This window comes from Subsaximicrobium wynnwilliamsii (assembly GCF_007997225.1).
GTDB lineage: Bacteria > Bacteroidota > Bacteroidia > Flavobacteriales > Flavobacteriaceae > Psychroserpens > Psychroserpens wynnwilliamsii.
The window spans coordinates 15,177-34,098 of the sequence record NZ_VORM01000010.1; the positions used below are offsets into that span (position 1 = coordinate 15,177).

The window sequence follows — 18,922 nt, forward strand, 5'->3', positions numbered from 1 at the left end:
TCAATTTTAACTTTAACGCACTTTAACCAGGTTCTTAAGACACATTTAACAGCCGATTTTTCTCGTCTTTATTGCTATATTTGCAAGCACTATGATACTCGAATTTTATAAATACCAAGGCACAGGCAACGATTTTGTGATGATAGATAATCGTCAGAAGATCATTGCAAATTACGAATCCCAAAAAATATCACATTTGTGTGACAGACGTTTTGGCATAGGTGCAGACGGACTGATCTTATTGGAATCCCATGATACAATGGATTTTAAGATGGTTTATTTCAATGCAGATGGCAATCAAAGCTCCATGTGCGGAAATGGCGGTAGATGTATCGTGGCCTTTGCAAGATTTTTAGGTCTTATTGAAACGCAAGCCACCTTTGAGGCCATTGATGGAGCACATAGCGCCAACATTGAAGGCGACAAAGTAAGTTTGCAAATGCAGGATGTCAAGGGCATCGAAACCCATAAAACGCATACGTTTTTAGATACTGGCTCGCCGCATCATGTGGAGCTGGTTTCCGATTTAAATCGATTGGATGTCAAATCCAGAGGTGCGAGTATTAGGTATGGAGCTCCTTACAATGAAGCTGGAACCAACGTTGATTTTGTAACTAAAAATGCTGCTGATAGTTTTTCAGTAAGAACTTATGAAAGAGGCGTGGAAGATGAAACTTATTCCTGCGGAACTGGTGTGACCGCTGTGGCGCTTGCCATGAATTACACCGGCGAAACCGATAAAAATCGCATTAAATTACTCACACCCGGCGGAGCATTGGAGGTTTCTTTTGAGAAAACTGAAACTGGCTATCAAGATATTTGGCTCATTGGGGCAGCCACCCAAGTTTTTAAAGGGGCAATCGTATGGTAACATTAAAAGGAGCGAAAATTTTTTTGAGGGCTCTGGAACCAGAAGATTTAGGCTTTCTCCATGAGATTGAGAATGATGAATCGGTTTGGGATATTAGTCATACCAACACGCCATACTCGAAATTCATTCTGCAGCAATATTTAGAGAATGCGCACCGAGATATATACGACGTCAAGCAATTGCGATTGGTCATTTGTAATTATGAGAATGAGACTTTGGGACTTATTGATATTTTTGATTTTGATGTGAAACATAAACGCGCAGGCATTGGTGTGTTGATCAAGGATGCCCAGCACAGAGCGCGCGGTTTCGGGAAGGAAGCCTTACAGCTCCTGATCAATTACTGTGCTTCTCATTTGGACATGCATCAATTGTATTGTAATATTTCCGAAGAGAACACGCAAAGCATTCGCCTTTTCCAAAATCAAGGTTTTGAAATCGTAGGTCTCAAAAAAGACTGGAATTTTATCAAGGGCAACTATAAAAACGAATATCTTCTACAACGAATCTTCAGCTAATGTATATTAAAAAAATTCTTTGGGTCATCGCCATCATAGGCTTGGTAGGTGCCGGTATTTTCGCTTACTATATCTACAATGCCATGTTGTCTCCCAACACCGCCTTCGACAATGAGGATGCCTATATTTTTGTGCCAACCGATGCCAATTATGCCGAGGTTAGGGAGCAATTGCAACCACTTCTAAAAGATATTGGCAGTTTTGATGCCGTTGCAAAACAGAAAAAATATACCACTAATCTCAAGTCTGGACGTTTCGTCATTAAAAAAGGGATGAGCAATAATGACATCATCAATAGCATAAGAAGTAAAAATTTGCCCATCACAATAGCCTTTAACAATCAAGAAAATTTGGCGAAATTGGCAGGTCGCATCTCCGGTCAAATTGAGGCCGATAGTTTATCGCTCATTAGTGCGATGACCGATCCCGAATTTCTCAAAGCCAGTGGTTTCAATAAACAAACAGCTTTGGGGATGTATATTCCCAACAGTTACGAGTTTTTCTGGAATAGTTCTGCAGAAACCTTTCGCAATCGTATGTTGAAGGAATACAATCGCTTTTGGAATGATGCCAGAAAAGCAAAAGCCGAAAGCATCGGTTTGACAAGAGATCAAGTGCTTACTTTAGCGTCCATCGTGCACGAAGAATCCAAACAAGCCAGCGAGCAACCTCGTATTGCAGGCGTTTATATGAACCGAATCCGGATTGGGATGCCACTTCAAGCAGATCCCACCTTAAAATATGCTGCCTATCAATTACCCAAATATCAAAACACGGTTATCAAGCGCGTGCTCAATGTTCATAAAGACATTGAGTCGCCTTACAATACCTATATGAATCGCGGTTTGCCTCCAGGACTCATTGCCATGCCAGACATCACTGCCATTGATGCCGTCTTGAATTTTGAAAAGCACTCTTATCTTTATTTTGCAGCAAATGCGAATAAAATGGGCTTTCATAAATTCGCTAAGACCCTAGCGCAACACAATGTAAATGCGAGAGAGTACCAGCGTTACCTTTCTAATCAAGGCATCAATAAATAACATGAAAAAAGGATTGGTATATGTCATGTTGATAGCTCTTGCTTCACTTTCTGCACATTCTCAATCCAGATTTGAAAGTTTTTTAAAACCCAGTGACTCCCTAGACACCTCACGTAGAAATGCGGTTGTTATTTCTGAAGCAACCTTAGCCTCAATCACACTTATTGGTTTGAATCAACTTTGGTATGCCGATTATCCCCAGAGCAGTTTTAAGACCATCGATGATGCTGATGAATGGTTGCAAATGGATAAGCTGGGTCATGTTTTCTCTGCGTACCAACTTGGAAAAACAGGTGCAAACGTCTTAAATTGGTCTGGAGTTAGCAAAAGAGACCAGTTGATTTATGGTGCCACTTTAGGTTTTGGCTTTTTGACTGCGGTTGAGGTTTTTGACGGTTTTTCTGAAGAATGGGGATTTTCATGGAGTGATATGGCAGCTAATGCAACAGGCACTGGTTTATATGTTGGCCAAGAATTGCTTTGGAAGGAGCAGCGCATAAATTTAAAGTATTCCTTCCATCAAACTGATTTTGCCAAACAACGCCCAGATAAATTGGGTGACGGCTTATTAGAAGAACTGCTGAAGGATTACAACGGTCAAACCTATTGGTTGAGTGCCAATGTGCATTCGTTTTTTAAAACCTCTAAAATTCCGAAGTGGATCAATGTGGCCATTGGTTATGGTGCCGAGGGGATGCTCACTGGAACAAACGAGACACAAACCGGGGTATTTGCCCAGCAAAATCGCCAGCGTCAATTTTACCTAAGCCTAGATGTGGACTTAACCCGGATAAAAACAAATTCCTACATTTTAAAAACACTTTTTGATGTTTTCAACCTCATTAAGGTTCCTTTTCCAACCCTTGAGTTCAACGGCAAAAATGGCATTAAGCTACACGCTGTCTACTTTTAACAACACTTTAACCTTTAATTTTCAATAAGTTGAAAATAGGTGTATCTTTGCACGCGCAAATTGTAAGGTCTGAAAACAGATTTTAGTCCTACAAAAAGTTAGCTGTTATGATTAATAAAGTAAGTCATTATTTTGCTATCCCTCTAGCTATTTTTTCTTTATTGTTTATGGCTCTCAAACCAGGTCCAAAACTGGATATGAGTCTTTATTCTACCGAAGGTATGGAATTTGATTATACCACATCGCATGAATTGGCAATGAACACCGAGTCCAACGAACTCGCCGCACCCTTTCACGAGCATCACGCATATTTTCCTTATTTGGGTAAGTCTTATAATGGTTTCAAGGAAGCACTTGCTTTTAAGGAATCCAGAGGCAATTACTTTTCGGTAAATACCTTGGGCTATTTGGGAAAATACCAATTTGGTTCAGAAACGCTCAAATTGATTGGTATTTACAATCCGAACCAGTTTTTGTACAATCCGAAATTACAGGAAAAGGCGTTTTTGGCAAATGCTGCGCGCAACAAATGGATTTTGAGAAAAGACATCAAGCGTTCTGTTGGGAAAACCATTGGAGGGGTTAAAATAACAGAGTCTGGGATTTTGGCCGCAGCACATTTAGCAGGTGCTGGAACGGTTAAGAAATACTTGAGAAGCTCTGGTAGTTATAATTTTTCCGATGCTTACGGTACAACAGTAGGTCATTACATGAAGAAGTTCGCAGGTTATGACACTTCTTTTATTGTTGCCAACAAAAAGGCTAAAGCGCGTATCTAATTCAGAATAACTATTTTTTATCAGGCAGTTTCTTTTAGCTTTTGCTTAAGATGCATAAGTTCTTGATTGCTCAAGAATTTTAGATGATACCACACTAAAACTTGCGTGTGATCATCCGGATTGGTGGGTCAGAAGCACTGGTTTTGATTTCAAAATCTATAACGCCCAGTACAAGTCCTTCCTCAGTGATTACCTCGACCTTCCAAGTGCCATCCTTCACATTGTTTTTAAAGGTATAGCCTCTAAAACCGTTATCCCTTCCACCAGTCATCTCAAAACCAATATCGTCAAAGATTTCCCAAGTATTAGTATCTGGATTCAACCAGCCCCAACGATGGGAGATGGCTTTTTTTAAATCGGTTGGCGCAAAAATGGAAGAAAAGACATACACATTTTCGCCTGGGTGATGGGTAAATACGGAGTTGTGTTGCCTCCAAAAAACATACCACTCGTCGCGCTCGTAACTCACTTCATATTTGTTGTTTTTGATCTCGATGCTGTGTGCGACGAGACCGGTTTCCATAGCTAAAGGCACTGGCGGAATCATATTGAAAAAATAAAACACGTTTATTGTGCCATAGATTATAAAGACCATGCCCAAAAGCTTGGCTAAGTTAATTTCTAAGCGGGTACTTTGACTCCTGCTATAGATAAAAATGATCAAGGTCAAGGTGCTGCCCAAACTTACCAAACCTGAGATGATGAACATAGCAGTATTCATTTCTTTGAACAATACTGGAAGCATGAATGTGAAAAAGGTAAAGCTGATGAAAAAATAGACGGTAAATTGTAAGTATTTATTGGAAATCCGTTTTTTGAGCAACTCATTCGCAAAAAGCAATAGTACCAATATGATAAAAAAGGTGATTGTTTTTGAGAGTGAGACACTTCTCGAGAAATAGACCACATAGGCACTTGAAAGACCACCAAAGAAAAACTGTATGGCCAATGGGAAATAAGGTTCGAAGCGCTCAAAGATGGTGTTTCTCAGTTTGCCATCTTCCATGATGTTGAAGAGGTAAAGGGTAATGGTGAGCGAGGTCATGTGCAAACACAACACACTAATGTCATAAATGCGATCTATGCGACCCAATGTGAGCGTATCAAAAATAAACCCACCTATAAAAAAAAGGATGGGCGCATATTTTTGATGTCTTGTTATGAATTGTCGAAAATCACTATTTCTAAATTTTACTAGGGTGCGTTTCATGGTGGTTTTTGCTGCGATAAATATAGATCAATTGTTCGATTAGTAATGAAACATGATCGTAATTTTAGAGGAGCAGCTGAATATTAATCCTAATCTTTTGTTCGAATGCGTTTTATGAGTTGGCGAACGCTTTTGTATAGAAAGGCGTTGGTCTTTACGTAGTGAAATGAAATGAGACAAACCAGAAACATGAATAAGATAGCGCCAACAATGGCTTCAGTTGGCGTTAGGCTCTCGCTAAAGAAATGCTTCAGACCCAATCCGGTAAAGCTTCCGAAGATAATAACGAAGTGAATCACGTAAATGGAAAGGGTTTTCTGTCCGATTTTTGAAATGATGGACTGCTTCAATAAAGGTTCCGCAGCATAAAAAACGCCAAATAAGACCAAGACATTTCCGAAGCGTGTAAATAAATAATTATAATAGGCGACATCCTTGAACACTTGTACATCGCTCCAACGGTAAACCTGCATCAAACACCACGAGGAATAATGGATTAAAAACAGCCCTAAAGCAAAAAATAAAATAACGGTAAACAATCTAAAGCGTGGCTTGTGAACTTGCGCGAAGAAAACGGTGGCCAGAAATCCACCCAAGGCCGTGAAGCCAAACCATGGCAAAATCGTAAATATGGAGCCATTGGCTTTGGTCATGTAGTTTGCGAAAACCTTTGGAATAAAAGTCAAATCCAAACCACGATAGAGTGGTTCAGTCAAAAAACTTAGTATTCCTAAACTCAGTAGCATAACCGATAAGATCATAAGTTGATTGCGCAACAGTGCATAGCATCCAATCAATAGTATTAGGGACAGGCCTATGCATTGCAATACATCTACCACTAGCACATAATCCTGGAACTTTCCTTGAAACCAACCAAATACATCTGCTCGAAGCGTATAACCTATGGCAATAAGCAACAAGCCGCGATAGATCCCTTTTTTGATGCGTTTTTTATCTTTTTGAGCAGCCTTGGCTTTTAGCAATAAATACAAGAACACCAAACCAGAAATAGTGAAGAAGGTTGGAGCGGTAATGCCTCTAAAATAGGACCAAACCAAATACGCCATGTTGCTTTCATCGCGATAGATTGGATTGAGCAGCGTATCGATAAAATGACCTTGAAGCATCATTAAAATGGCAAAGGCTCTTACGGCATCGATAAAAAATAATCTGTCAGATTTCAAGCTAGGTCAAATTTGGCCTAAATATAATTTAAATTTTTAAGGCCGCTTTGTGCGAAAGTAATATCTTCGGAAGGCCTTACAGCAAAAATTATGGAAAAACTAGATCAGATTGTCGCCAGCTTTTCTTCTTTAGCTTGGGGCTTACCCTTGTTGATTTTGTTGATAGGTGGCGGAATATACCTATTGATTCGCTCCCAATTCATACCCTTTACACTATTCTCACATGCCTTGAAAGTGTTGCGAGGCAAATACGACGATCCCAATGATCCTGGGGAAATCAGTCATTTCAAGGCATTGACTACCGCACTATCCTCAACCATTGGGATGGGCAATATTGCTGGTGTCGCTTTGGCAATAGCGGTTGGTGGGCCTGGAGCGATGTTTTGGATGTGGGTAAGTGCCATCGTGGGTATGAGCACTAAATTTTTCACCTGCACCTTGGCAGTTATGTACAGGGGTAAGGACAGTAATGGCGACCTTCAAGGTGGCCCCATGTATTTCATCGTGGAAGGCTTGGGCAAACGCTGGAAACCCTTGGCCGTTATGTTCAGTGCGTTTGGTATGTTGGGTGCACTGCCGGTGGTCAATGTCAATCAACTCAAGCAGGCTGTGAACGATATTTTATTGATCCCCAATGGTGTTGAGGTCAATGTCTATTCCGATTTGCTGATTGCTGCGATTCTTGTAGTTGTGACCTCCATAGTGATTTTGGGAGGCATTAAACGCATTAGTAATATTGCTTCAAAGCTGGTGCCCTCCATGGTACTGCTCTATTTTATTTTGGTGTTGATTATTTTGGGGATGAACTATACTGAAGTTCCCAAATATCTACTACTTATTGTGACCGATGCCTTTGAGGCAAATTTCATAAAAGGCGATGCATTTCTTGGTGGTATGTTGGGTGCCTTGATTTTGCTGGGCATTCGCCGGGGTGCGTTTTCCAACGAAGCAGGTATTGGTACAGCGCCAATGGCTCACGGGGCCGCAAAAACCAAGGAGCCGGTGCGTGAAGGCTTGGTCGCTATGTTGGGGCCTGCCATTGATACCTTGGTGGTATGTACATTAACTGCTTTGGCAATTTTGGTAACTGGTGTTTGGCAAAGCACTTCAGATAATGGTGTGACACTTACAGCATCTGCCTTTGAAGACGCCATGCCGGGTATTGGCGCTTATGCATTGATGGTCTGTGTGTTTGTATTTAGTATTTCTTCACTGTTTTCCTATTCTTACTACGGCAGTAAATGCATGTCCTTCTTATTTGGTACGAAGCACAAACACATCTATAACTACTTTTACATTTTGAGCATTATTCTGGCAGCGACCACAGATTTTAGAACCATGATCAATCTCATTGACGGCGTATTTGCCTTAATGGCGATCCCAACCATGACCGCAACCTTAATTATGGCGCCAAGGGTAGTCAAGGAAATTAAGGCCTATAGGAAGCGTTTTCAGGTTTGATATTTTAGGTTCAAAGTTCAAGGTTCAAGGTTCAAGTTCAAGTTCAAGTTCAATTTCATTTTCGTCTTCGTCTTCCGCCTTCGCTCATAATTAAAACATTCATTTGTGAACTTCCAATCAATATCGCTGATGAGAACTTTCACGGCGGTGTCAAGTTCAAGTTCAATTTCAATTTCGTCTTCATCTTCATCTTCATCTTCATCTTCATCTTCATCTTCCTCTTCCTCTTCTTCTTCCTCTTATAATTAAAACATTCAAATGCGAACTTCTAATCAATATCGCTTTGTGAGAACTTTCAAGTCGGCGTCAAGTTCAAGTTCAAGTTCAATTTCGTCTTCATCTTCATCTTCCTCTTCCTCTTCCTCATTCTCTTATAATTAAAACATTCAAATGCGAACTTCTAATCAATATCGCTTTATGAGAACTTTCAAGTCGGCGTCAAGTTCAAGTTCAAGTTCAAGTTCAATTTCGTCTTCATCTTCCTCTTCCTCTTCCTCTTCCTTTTATAATTAAAACATTCAAATGCGAACTTCTAATCAATATCGCTTTATGAGAACTTTCAAGTCGGCGTCAAGTTCAAGTTCAAGTTCAAGTTCGTCTTCATCTTCATCTTCCTCATTCTCTTCCTCTTCCTCATTCTCTTATAATTAAAACATTCAAATGCGAACTTCTAATCAATATCGCTTTATGAGAACTTTCAAGTCGGCGTCAAGTTCAAGTTCAATTTCATTTTCGTCTTCATCTTCATCTTCGTCTTCGTCTTCCGCCTTCGCTCATAATTAAAACATTCAAATGCGAACTTCTAATCAATATTGCTTTATGAGAACTTTCAAGTCGGCGTCAAGTTCAAGTTCAAGTTCAATTTCAATTTCGTCTTCATCTTCATCTTCATCTTCCTCTTCCTCTTACAATTAAAACATTCAAATGCGAACTTCCAATCAATATCGCTTTATGAGCACTTTCAAGTCGGCGTCAAGTTCAAGTTCAAGTTCAAGTTCAAGTTCATTTTCGTCTTCATCTTCATCTCCATCTTCATCTTCATCTTCCTCTTCATTCATTCCTTTTTCAGCAGAATCTTTTCATTTGTAAATTGATTGGCGGCATCCAAAAACGCAATCATCTGTTCCCAATTGCTGTTGGGTTCGAAGTAGTTTTTATAGCGTTTAAAGGTATTGATGATCAAAACACCATCTTCTATTTTAGCAGTGCTGATGAAGGCGCCTGTTGCATTGTCGACCGAGGTGTTGAGCTTTTCCAAGCCTGAAACCGAATAACCATCAGGGATCTTCATGTTGATTTGGTAATTGTAGCTTCTAGGGTAGGGTAAGTAGATGTTTTCACTGCGCTCGCGCTCCTTTTTGGTCAAGTCAATTTGGCCGCCAATGAGTTTACCGATTTCGATGATGTGATTTGGCCCCGCTTTCTTGATGAGCGTGTTTTTGGTGGTAAAGCCTTCAGTGAAAATAAAATACGAATCCAGACTATAGCGTCCGTTGGCATTGATTTGGTAGGTGTAATCTTCAAGGGCATCGGCAAAATATTCGGCTTTAGCACTGTCTTCGAAACGTTCTTTTTGTGTGCTTCTCAATTTTTCGGTCAAGGCATCCAATTCTTTTTGATATTTTTCTTGGTCTTTTTCCCGTCGTACCATGTCGACCCATGTTTCGGTCTCATATTTTTTGTAGTCTTCGCTCACATAATCGGTATAGAGAAAACGGTCGTATTGCTGGTCACTTTTCTCATGGCCCTTATAGCTATTGACTGCAGTGAGTTTAAAGCCGTCCATGGCCTCATTTAAGGACAGCGTAATGTTCTTTTTAGTCTCATTATCGGCATAGGTTGAACTTGGTAATTTGCCTTTATTGATTTGATCTATGCGATACCGTGACGCAGATAGCAAATACACCTCAGTGCCTTCGAGTAATGGGGAAAATTCGTTGATGTTGGTATGTGGTCCAAAGAAGGAGGCGTAGAGTGGCTTTTCAGTATTGATCTTTACTAGGATTTCAATATTGTTCTCGATAAGCAAATCGTCTAGCGTACCATCAAAACGGTTTTTAGCAACCACAATTTCATAAGCGATTTTTTGGCGTCTCAAATATTCAGTAAAATGCCTGATAAACTGTTTTTGACTTTGAATAAAGACCACATTGTTGCCATAGACCATAAATGGATAGGGCGAAATATTGGCATCTTTGGCATAAAAGGCCTCCATAAAGCGAGTAAGGTAATAATGCCGCATGTAATAATAGGCAGCTGTAACCTTATGGGCATCGTCTTCAAAGGTTTTGCCCTTGAAGTAATCTTTGACATCGCCTAAGTCACCATCGGGCCTAAATCGGTTTTCATAAAGCTCCAAGACTTCCTGTTGGCTCACAGAGGTCTTGATGGTGGCTTCATTTTTTGGGAGAAAGGCTAAAGCGAGATCCTCAAACTTCCCCGAGCGGGCAAAATAGACTTGGAATTTATAGGATGGCAATTCGACCAAAGGATAGAACCAACGGGTAAAGTCGCCTTTCGGGATGTTGATTTCCGTGAGTTCGTAGCGTCGCATGTTGCGTTTTTCCGTAGGGATTTCGCTAAGTTTTGGCGCGCCATTGTAGGAATTGAAGTTGATGAAAAAATCATTTTCGGTCTCAAAGAATAATTTGTACTCCAGGATGGGATATTCTTCGGCCAAGGGTTTCTCAACGGGTTCAAAACCGAAGGCATAAGTGCTTTTAAAAGGCTCCTTAGTGAAGTAGTAATAGTCTATGATATCGCCAACTTCGAGATTGGCAATGGCCAATTTATTCTCGCCATCCACTTCAATGGCTTCCGCCTCGACGTCTATTTCGGTCTCGCTGCCATCTGGTTTTATAATCTTGATGCCAACCGTGGTGCTGCCTTTTCTAAACCAATTGAACTGACCTTTGGAGGAGTAGAAGCGCTCCTGGAACGAAAATTCTGAAAACTCATCAACCGCAGCCTGATCCAGTAACTTAATTCGCTTTCTAATGGAGCTGGTGTAAGTCACATTTTTCCCGTATTTGTGAAAGTCGTAGTTCTCGTTTTTATAGAGAATCACTGCCGATTCATTTTGCAGGTTTGCAGGAATATCACTTACTGTTCTTGATTTATCCGCTTCTCCCCAGAAAAAGTTTTTGGCCTCCAAGGCTTCTTTAGATTGGGAAAGCACGCTCAGGGATTGGAAGAGTAGTAATAGCGCGAGTAGTTTTTTGGTCATGGTCTTGGACTGGTTAATCTTTGCTTAGGATGATTTGGTCGTTGTAAAGGGCATTGAGTTGGTCTATGAACTGGTTCCACTGTTCAAAATCGCTGGTTGCGACCTTGGCGTTTTTTATGCGGAATTGCTTTTTATACACCAAAGCGCGATCTTCTTTCTTGAACATGACCTGCATGTCGTAATTGTCACTTGAAATGGAAATATTTGCTGGCACATGAGACACTTTATAGCCGGAAGGAATCTGCAATCGGGTAACCGACTCCAAATCTTTCTTGGAACTGAAGATGAAGTCCGTTTTGCGTTTTTCCATCTTGTGGGTGGCCAGTTCCTTGTCAAAATCGAGGTCGATATAAATTTGACCGTCAAAAGAGGACACCGCATTCTTGATGGCCACATCATAAGCAATATCAATGTTTTGGTCGCGATTGAGTAAATTGGTGGTGTCAATGTTGGATACTGCGATATTGCTATTTCCTTGGTTGAGGTAAAATTCTAAAAATTCGGCTTTATTTTCGGTTTTGAGCGTGTGAAAATTTTGAAGCAATTGTGACCTGCTCTCGCCATTGTAATGTCTATCTACAGAGCCAATAATGTGATCTTCTTCGAGGGTTAAGTTGTAGCTCAAGGTCTCCTTGTTGAAGCTGGCTTTCGCCTGTGGCACATATTGCAAGATGAAATCTTCGCCATTTTCTATAAGCACCTGCTTGCCTTGTATGCGATCGGCATATTCGCCAAGGGCGTTGAATTTTTCAGTAGCATCCAAAAATAGCGTGTTGCCATCTTTGAATAGGGTGCAAATCATGTGATTATCTATGGCGAGGTTTGGTGTGGAATAATCGTAGGCAATATGTTTGGTTCCTATCCACGTAAGTCGTGCATCAAAACCGGCCTCCAGCAGCATTTGCTTGGTAAGGTTTGCCATGCCTTTGCAGTCGCCATAACGTTTATTGAACACGTTGGCCGCCTCGTCTGGCTTAAAACCCGCAATGCCATCCAAGAAAGCGATATAGCGAATATTATCCTGTACCCAATAGTAGATGTTCTTGATTTTCTCGTCATCGGTTTTGGCGCTTTCAGTAAGCTCGTTCACCTTAGCCTGAAGGGCACTATTGTCATTCTGCAAACTGTTGACCAGTGATATGTACCAACCATAAAGATCTTTGGTGGCATCAAAAAGCGTCACGCTGGTATCATCTCGAGTATAGGATTTAGCCAAGATCAATAAATGCGGGTAGATATAAGAGGGGCCAGGTGCATTGCTTTCTTGATACATGGCCGGTACATTGTTGAGCGTGTACGTGTGGGTTTTGGTGTGATTTTCGGCTTCGGTGGTTAGCGTTTTTTCAATGTCGTGGCCTTCAAAATTCATTTCTTTGAGCTCTAAATTGAGCCAATCGGGAATTGTAACACTAATGGTTTTCTTTTGGATAGGGTAATCGTCGTTAAAATACAGACTCGTAAAATATTTGACATCTTTATATTCTTTTTTGACATGGGTAAGGTAGCGATAGGCATTGAGCGGAAAATCCATATCGGCATATTGCACCCTGCTGTCATTATGGAACAAATCATCGCTTTTATAAGCTTCATCGTTAATTTGAAACCCAGCTTTTTTTCCGTTTATGTAGCTAATCTCGAATTCGGTTATTTCAGATTCGCCATCGTAAAAGCAATATTTTTGGATATCGGCACGGGAGTCGAGGTTGATCATCTCCTCATCTGTGATTTGTTTGACGGTAACCTGCATATTTTTTTTGTCGAAGTCAAACGTTATTAGGTCCACACTAGAAATAAGCGCCACCTCATCATCGGGAAACTCAGTCTTCAATACGTTTGCGATTTCGAGATCCTCGGGTGTGGGTTCTACTTTTCCTTGGCTGAAGGCAGACGTTGAAATGAGTAAAACTAAAAGTAGCTTAGGATAATTCATAATCATGAGGTTAAGACTGCTAAAATAGCGTTTCGAATTAAACGATGCTTAAAATTATTGCGCTTTTTCGCACGAAACTTCATGTATGTGGTAATATTGGTTAATTTTAAGGCACAAGACGATTTACGATTTACGATTTACGATTTACGATTTACGATTGACGATTGGAGATTAGAGATTTTGGCTGGCGGACAAGTAAATAAAAATAGTTCCCCATGATTGAGAAGCGTCAATCGGTCTTGTTTTTTGAAGATAATAGTTAACTAATCATAAATTATGAGTCACTACCACATCAAGCACTTAGAGGAATATTACCAAGTCTATCGCAAATCGGTAAGGAATCCGGAGATTTTTTGGGAGGAGATTGCTGAGGAGCATTTTCTATGGCGTAAAAAATGGGACAAGGTGTTGGATTGGAATTTTGAAACTCCAGAAATCAAATGGTTTGAGGGTGCTCAACTCAATATCACTGAAAATTGCATTGACCGGCATTTGGCCACGCGAGGCAACAAAACCGCCTTGCTATTTGAGCCCAACGACCCAACTGAAGCTGCGCAGCACATCACGTTCCAAGAATTATCTGAACGCGTCAACAAAATGGCGAACGTGCTAAAAGCCAAAGGTGTGACCAAGGGCGACAGAGTGTGTATTTATTTGCCCATGATTCCGGAATTGGCAGTTTCCGTTTTGGCATGTGCTCGTATAGGTGCGATTCATTCGGTAGTGTTCGCAGGTTTTTCAGCAAATGCACTGGCATCACGTATCAATGATTCCGATTGTAAATTGGTGGTTACCAGTGATGGTTCCTTCCGCGGGGAAAAAACCATTGACCTCAAGGGCATCGTGGACAACGCTTTAGAAGATTGCCCTGGCATAGAGGCCGTATTGGTGGTAAATCGAATCGCATCAGAGGTACAAATGAAAGATGGAATGGACCATTGGTTACAGCCGCTTTTAGACGAAGCCTCTGCCGAATGTCAGGCAGAAGTGATGGCTGCGGAAGACCCTCTTTTCATTCTATACACTTCCGGCTCCACAGGAAAACCGAAAGGCATCGTGCATACCACGGCTGGTTATATGGTGTATACGGCCTATACGTTTAAAAATATTTTTCAATACCGCGAAAATGATGTGTTTTGGTGCACAGCAGATATAGGCTGGATCACAGGGCACAGCTATATTGTTTATGGCCCGTTGTGCAATGGTGCTACCACCGTGATGTTTGAAGGTGTGCCTAGTTATCCAGATTACGGCCGCTTTTGGGACATCGTGGAAAAGCACAAAGTGACCCAATTTTACACGGCACCAACAGCCATTAGGGCCTTGGCAAAAGAAGGCGTGGCCCATTTACAGAACAGGGATCTAAGCAGTATCAAGGTCTTGGGTAGCGTTGGAGAACCTATAAATGAAGAAGCCTGGCACTGGTATGATGATAATGTGGGCAAACGCAAAGCACCCATTGTGGATACTTGGTGGCAAACCGAAACTGGTGGCATCATGATTTCGCCAATCCCGTTTGTGACGCCAACCAAACCCACTTATGCGACCCTGCCATTTATTGGGATACAACCAGCGTTGATGGATGAACAAGGCGAAGAGATCAAAGGCAATCAAGTGGATGGTCGCCTTTGCATCAAATTCCCATGGCCTGGTATGTTGCGTACCATTTGGCGTAATCATGAGCGTTTTAAGGACACCTACTTTAGCGCTTATAAAGGCATGTATTTTACGGGTGATGGCGCACTTCGGGATGAGGTTGGCTATTACCGCATCACGGGGCGTGTGGATGATGTGATCATTGTATCTGGACATAATCTGGGCACAGCACCCATTGAAGATGCCATCAATGAACATCCAGCAGTTTCTGAAAGTGCGATTGTTGGTTTCCCACACGATATCAAAGGAAATGCTCTATACGGCTATGTGACCTTAAAGGATTCAGGCGAAAGTAGGGATCATAATAACTTGCGTAAGGAAATCAACCAGATCATTACCGAGCAAATTGGCCCAATCGCAAAATTGGAAAAGATCCAATTTACAAACGCCTTGCCAAAAACCAGAAGTGGCAAGATCATGAGACGCATTCTAAGAAAAATTGCGCAAGGTGAGTTCGACGATTTGGGCGATACCAGCACGCTTTTGAACCCGGAAGTGGTTGAAGAGATAAGTAAGAATGCGATTGTATAAACTTTTTAAGGTCGCAATACATTCATTTTGTGCAGTTTGATAAATCTATTTTCGAAAAAAGCACCGAAGGAAATTTTTAAAGCAACTCAATCGCGTCAAAATGAAAATGGATTGCACTAAACCGGGATTCAGTTTAAATGTAATTTGTAGTATTATTAATTTAAAAAACTCAATATTATGAATAACGATCAATTTGAAGGAAAATGGAAGCAAATCAAAGGTGATTTCAAAAAGAAATACGGAAAAATCACTGATGATGAATACAAAGAAGCTGAAGGAGACATGGACAAACTTGCAGGAAAAATGCAAGAGAAATACGGCAAGTCCAAAGAAGATGTAAAAAAAGAAATCGATAACTGGTAGAATCTGGTAACCGATTTAAGAAGCGTTTTTATAGAAATATAAAAACGCTTCTTTTTTTAACCTATATTCCAACATGAAAATAAACCAATATCTCCTCATTTTGCTCATGCTTCCCTTCTTTAACTGCGCGTCCCGTAAATTCAAAGATGTGCCGTACACCAAGGGAATAAGCAAAACCGACTCCTTAAAATTAAATGTATTTGAACCTAGGCAGCCTTCCGCAGAAAAATTACCGGTCATAATCTTCGTGCACGGTGGCAATTGGAATACTGGTGATAAAGACACTTACGGGCTTATAGGCCGAAATTTCGCCAAACGTGATGTTGTTACTGTCATTCCAAGCTATACGTTGAGTCCCAAAGCGAACTTTGATACCATGGCCAAACAAATTGCAGAAGCTTTACAGTGGACTGAAGCACACATTGCCGATTATGGAGGTGATCCCAATCAAATTTACTTGATGGGGCATTCCGCAGGCGGGCATTTGATTGCCTTGATTAGCACCAACCCAAAATATTTGGAAACGACTAAGGCCATCAAAGGCGTTATTTTAGACGATGCTGCGGGTCTCGATATGTATAGTCATTTACAGCAGCAACCGCCAAAGAGCGAAAATAATTATAAAACCACTTGGACTGAAGATCCCGAACAATGGAAAGCTGCTTCGCCCATTTATTTTCTGTCTGAAGCCGCGCCTCCATTTTTTATTTATGTGGGCACCAAGACCTACCAGAGTATCAAGATCCAGAATGCCGCATTTTTAGAACGCTTAAACAAATTTCAACCCAAGGTGTCGCCCATCTACTTAAAAAAGAAACATGTGCCGATGGTGACGCAATTCTTTTGGCCTTGGAGTGATCGCTACGAGGAGATTTTGGGTTTTATTGGTCTCAAATAGAGTTAAAACTATGCACTTTAGTGCACTTCGCATTAGCTTCTAAAAATGTTTTGCCACGAATTTCACAAACCTGCCTGTCCAGTAGGCAGGTTTTCACAAAACCGTTTGTTATCCAAAAACGCACACAATGAGATACTATTCATTTCACGAATTAAACCGACTTTCAGTCTGTTTAAAAAAACCTATGGACTTGAAGTCCACAGTGGTTTAGTCAGGAAAATGAATTCTAATTGTTTTCTAAAAAACAAACAAAAAAAGCGCCGACACATGTCTGGCGCTTTTTCAATGAAGTAGGGTAAATCTTTATTAGGTGGTAGAAACTATCCCAAGTGTGTAAAGTTGCTCCAATGTAGGTATTTCGCTACCGCCTGCAGGTTCTAAGGTGATACCAAAGGCCTGACTTTCATTGGTATTTTTGATGTTGAATATCTTGGTGTCATCACTGTTAAAGTCGTCGATAGTGCCCAAACTAGTTGGTGTCAATGGGTTGAGTGTTAAGGACCATACTTGATAAACTTTGCCTTCTGGAGCTTCGGGCAAACCTTGTGCATCTAAATAAATGAGGTTTTCCTTTTTGTTCCAATATACTTTGGCATAGGTGCTGGCAAAATCGCCCTGCCCACCAAGGGGTATCGCAATAACGTCTTTGCCACGAATGGCTTTCAGAATGTTTTCTGTGGCAGCCAATTCTTTACGGGTATCTTCCATTTGAACTTCCAGATAGGAGTTCTCCACTTCTGCATCAGAGATTTGCTTCTCCAATGCATTATTTTGATTGATGGACCAGAAAAGACCCACCCCTAATAGCACAGCAGCAGCAACAGATGCATAGGTTAGCCAATTGTGTTTTGGCCTTGTAATGGACACCACTTTGGTTTCCTCTTCATTTAGTCCCAAATGTTTTTTGATATGCTCAAAAATATAGGCACTTGGTTTTGGAGATACCGCTGCGGTCAATTTGATCACTGCTGCTTCAATCTCCAATACTTCTTGCAGCACTTCTGGATGCTTGCGCATTTGGTCGTAAACTTCGCGATTTTCTTGATCACTCAATTGTCCGGCAACGTAAAGTTCCAAAATTCCAGATTCTATGTAAGTTTTTAAATCCATTCTATTCCACTAGCATTTTTCTGAGTTCATTGATGCAATTTCGGTTTCTGGTTTTTATGGTGCCCAACGGGATGTCTAATTCTTCTGAGGTTTCTTTTTGCGTGTAGCCCTTAAAATAGAGAAACTCGATTATTTTTTTACATTTTTCTTGAAGAATATCCACGTATTTTTTGATTCCAATGGCATCGGTTTGATCATTCAAACTTTCACTGGTCTCTAAAATATCTACGAAAAAATCGGAGTTGAGGTTTTTCTTGGCATTCTTGAAGTCCTTGGATCTTACTTTATCTATGGCTGCATTTCGGGCGATATTGAGTATCCAGGTAAAGAAACGGCCTTTGGAGGCATCGTAACTGTTGGATTTTTGCCAGGCCTTGACGAAAATATCCTGCATCACTTCTTCGGCTATGTCATTATCCCTTACAATATTGTAGATCACGCCATGCATACTTTCAGAATACATGTTGTAGAGTTCTTCAAAAGCCTTTTCGTCTTTATTCTGAAAATTTAATACTAAAGTGTCTAATTGCATTTAAAGCGTTGGTATTAAAGTAAAATTCCAGACAATATACAATATAATGTGTATTGTCTGGAACTTTTATATTTAAAATATTGAGTTCAAAAGCTTATTGAATGATTCCGCCACAACTCACTCTTCCTCCCGCATCACCTGATGGTTGCGATACAAAATCATCTTGGCCTTCATGAACGATTATTGATTTGCTCAAGACGTCCTTATTTTTATCATCACAACCAAGGCACCATTCGTTTGTGGTTTTGATCACTTTGGCATTGCCATCGGCATCAGCGATAAAATTACCAATGTCGCCTTTGTGATAGCCCGCTGCATCGCCCCACTTACCGTGTGGTTGGGCCGTTGGATTCCAATGGCCTCCAGCAGATGATCCATCTTCCGCAGAACAATCTGCATTTTCATGGATGTGGATGGCGTGAGAACCTTCTGACAGCCCTTGAAGTGTCGCTGTCATGGTAACATGACCCTCATCTTCAGTAAATACCACTTCGCCAGTAACCTTACTGTTACTTTTTGGCACTAGGGCGAACCGAATGTCCTTCATTGCGTTTGCGTCATCATCCATCATACCGTCTTCCATATCGGTTTCAGTGGTGGTGGATGCGTCATCCATCTCGTTTTTCTCTTTGTCTGTTTTACATGCGAAGACCAGCGTTAGTGTTAATGCTGCTGCATATAATTTTAAATGCTTCAT

At 40.9% G+C, this 18,922-nt stretch carries 16 protein-coding genes; 9 read left to right on the top strand and 7 right to left on the bottom strand.

Annotated features, from left to right (window positions below; all coding sequences use genetic code 11):
• Positions 1-91 precede the first annotated feature (91 nt).
• From dapF to ESY88_RS10125, 5 genes are all read left to right on the top strand, one after another.
• Positions 92-871, top strand: a complete 780-nt coding sequence (gene dapF / locus ESY88_RS10105; protein ID WP_147086651.1) for a diaminopimelate epimerase — start codon at positions 92-94, stop codon at positions 869-871.
• On the top strand, positions 865-1,389 hold the full coding sequence (locus tag ESY88_RS10110) for a GNAT family N-acetyltransferase (RefSeq protein ID WP_147086652.1): 525 nt from the start codon (positions 865-867) through the stop codon (positions 1,387-1,389). Before dapF ends, ESY88_RS10110 begins: the two co-directional genes overlap by 7 nt.
• Complete coding sequence (gene mltG, locus ESY88_RS10115; protein WP_147086653.1) at positions 1,389-2,432, top strand: endolytic transglycosylase MltG; 1,044 nt, start codon at positions 1,389-1,391, stop codon at positions 2,430-2,432. The genes ESY88_RS10110 and mltG overlap by 1 nt, the downstream gene beginning before the upstream one ends.
• 1 nt (position 2,433) lies before the next feature.
• A complete protein-coding gene (locus ESY88_RS10120; protein ID WP_147086654.1) occupies positions 2,434-3,345 on the top strand; it encodes a DUF2279 domain-containing protein in 912 nt (303 codons plus the stop codon).
• 107 nt (positions 3,346-3,452) lie between these two features.
• Positions 3,453-4,124: a peptidoglycan-binding protein LysM gene (locus ESY88_RS10125; RefSeq protein WP_147086655.1), complete on the top strand. Its 672-nt coding sequence runs from the start codon at positions 3,453-3,455 to the stop codon at positions 4,122-4,124.
• 94 nt (positions 4,125-4,218) lie between these two features.
• Here the strand turns inward: ESY88_RS10125 and ESY88_RS10130 are convergent, their stop codons facing one another.
• Positions 4,219-5,334, bottom strand: a complete 1,116-nt coding sequence (locus ESY88_RS10130) for a DUF2914 domain-containing protein (RefSeq protein WP_147086656.1) — start codon at positions 5,332-5,334, stop codon at positions 4,219-4,221.
• An 89-nt stretch (positions 5,335-5,423) separates the two neighbouring features.
• Positions 5,424-6,518 (bottom strand): heparan-alpha-glucosaminide N-acetyltransferase domain-containing protein, encoded by a 1,095-nt coding sequence (locus tag ESY88_RS10135; RefSeq protein WP_147086657.1) that lies wholly within the window; start codon positions 6,516-6,518, stop codon positions 5,424-5,426.
• A 90-nt stretch (positions 6,519-6,608) separates the two neighbouring features.
• Between ESY88_RS10135 and ESY88_RS10140 the strand changes: the two genes are divergently transcribed.
• Positions 6,609-7,979, top strand: a complete 1,371-nt coding sequence (locus ESY88_RS10140) for an alanine/glycine:cation symporter family protein (protein WP_147086658.1) — start codon at positions 6,609-6,611, stop codon at positions 7,977-7,979.
• A gap of 1,054 nt (positions 7,980-9,033) precedes the next feature.
• Here ESY88_RS10140 and ESY88_RS10160 read toward each other — a convergent pair.
• Positions 9,034-11,205, bottom strand: a complete 2,172-nt coding sequence (locus ESY88_RS10160) for a DUF3857 domain-containing protein (RefSeq protein WP_147086659.1) — start codon at positions 11,203-11,205, stop codon at positions 9,034-9,036.
• A gap of 13 nt (positions 11,206-11,218) precedes the next feature.
• Positions 11,219-13,135, bottom strand: a complete 1,917-nt coding sequence (locus tag ESY88_RS10165; protein WP_147086660.1) for a transglutaminase-like domain-containing protein — start codon at positions 13,133-13,135, stop codon at positions 11,219-11,221.
• 276 nt (positions 13,136-13,411) lie between these two features.
• Here ESY88_RS10165 and acs point away from each other — a divergent pair, with 276 nt between their 5' ends.
• From acs to ESY88_RS10180, 3 genes are all read left to right on the top strand, one after another.
• Entirely contained in the window at positions 13,412-15,322 is a 1,911-nt protein-coding gene (acs, locus tag ESY88_RS10170) for an acetate--CoA ligase (RefSeq protein ID WP_147086661.1), read from the top strand.
• Between the two features lie 177 nt (positions 15,323-15,499).
• The gene (locus tag ESY88_RS10175) at positions 15,500-15,685 is read left to right on the top strand and encodes a CsbD family protein (RefSeq protein ID WP_147086662.1); all 186 of its coding nucleotides are present in this window, start codon (positions 15,500-15,502) and stop codon (positions 15,683-15,685) included.
• Between the two features lie 73 nt (positions 15,686-15,758).
• Complete coding sequence (locus tag ESY88_RS10180; protein WP_147086663.1) at positions 15,759-16,583, top strand: alpha/beta hydrolase; 825 nt, start codon at positions 15,759-15,761, stop codon at positions 16,581-16,583.
• 306 nt (positions 16,584-16,889) lie between these two features.
• On the opposite strand, the gene ESY88_RS10185 is transcribed toward ESY88_RS10180, so the two are convergent.
• The 3 genes from ESY88_RS10185 to ESY88_RS10195 form a co-directional block, all read right to left on the bottom strand.
• A complete protein-coding gene (locus ESY88_RS10185; protein WP_147086664.1) occupies positions 16,890-17,693 on the bottom strand; it encodes an anti-sigma factor in 804 nt (267 codons plus the stop codon).
• A 1-nt stretch (position 17,694) separates the two neighbouring features.
• Entirely contained in the window at positions 17,695-18,225 is a 531-nt protein-coding gene (locus ESY88_RS10190) for an RNA polymerase sigma factor (protein WP_147086665.1), read from the bottom strand.
• Positions 18,226-18,319: 94 nt separating this feature from the next.
• Complete coding sequence (locus ESY88_RS10195) at positions 18,320-18,922, bottom strand: superoxide dismutase family protein (protein ID WP_147086666.1); 603 nt, start codon at positions 18,920-18,922, stop codon at positions 18,320-18,322.

Excerpts from the sequence above, each read along its gene's own strand:
- acs (WP_147086661.1), top strand. The coding sequence starts at position 13,412 with ATGAGTCACTACCACATCAAGCACTTAGAGGAATATTACCAAGTCTAT.
- ESY88_RS10195 (WP_147086666.1), bottom strand. The coding sequence starts at position 18,922 with ATGAAGCATTTAAAATTATATGCAGCAGCATTAACACTAACGCTGGTC.
- ESY88_RS10190 (WP_147086665.1), bottom strand. The coding sequence starts at position 18,225 with ATGCAATTAGACACTTTAGTATTAAATTTTCAGAATAAAGACGAAAAG.
- ESY88_RS10120 (WP_147086654.1), top strand. The coding sequence starts at position 2,434 with ATGAAAAAAGGATTGGTATATGTCATGTTGATAGCTCTTGCTTCACTT.
- ESY88_RS10180 (WP_147086663.1), top strand. The coding sequence starts at position 15,759 with ATGAAAATAAACCAATATCTCCTCATTTTGCTCATGCTTCCCTTCTTT.
- ESY88_RS10185 (WP_147086664.1), bottom strand. The coding sequence starts at position 17,693 with ATGGATTTAAAAACTTACATAGAATCTGGAATTTTGGAACTTTACGTT.
- ESY88_RS10130 (WP_147086656.1), bottom strand. The coding sequence starts at position 5,334 with ATGAAACGCACCCTAGTAAAATTTAGAAATAGTGATTTTCGACAATTC.
- ESY88_RS10125 (WP_147086655.1), top strand. The coding sequence starts at position 3,453 with ATGATTAATAAAGTAAGTCATTATTTTGCTATCCCTCTAGCTATTTTT.
- ESY88_RS10175 (WP_147086662.1), top strand. The coding sequence starts at position 15,500 with ATGAATAACGATCAATTTGAAGGAAAATGGAAGCAAATCAAAGGTGAT.
- ESY88_RS10165 (WP_147086660.1), bottom strand. The coding sequence starts at position 13,135 with ATGAATTATCCTAAGCTACTTTTAGTTTTACTCATTTCAACGTCTGCC.
- mltG (WP_147086653.1), top strand. The coding sequence starts at position 1,389 with ATGTATATTAAAAAAATTCTTTGGGTCATCGCCATCATAGGCTTGGTA.
- ESY88_RS10140 (WP_147086658.1), top strand. The coding sequence starts at position 6,609 with ATGGAAAAACTAGATCAGATTGTCGCCAGCTTTTCTTCTTTAGCTTGG.
- ESY88_RS10160 (WP_147086659.1), bottom strand. The coding sequence starts at position 11,205 with ATGACCAAAAAACTACTCGCGCTATTACTACTCTTCCAATCCCTGAGC.
- ESY88_RS10110 (WP_147086652.1), top strand. The coding sequence starts at position 865 with ATGGTAACATTAAAAGGAGCGAAAATTTTTTTGAGGGCTCTGGAACCA.
- dapF (WP_147086651.1), top strand. The coding sequence starts at position 92 with ATGATACTCGAATTTTATAAATACCAAGGCACAGGCAACGATTTTGTG.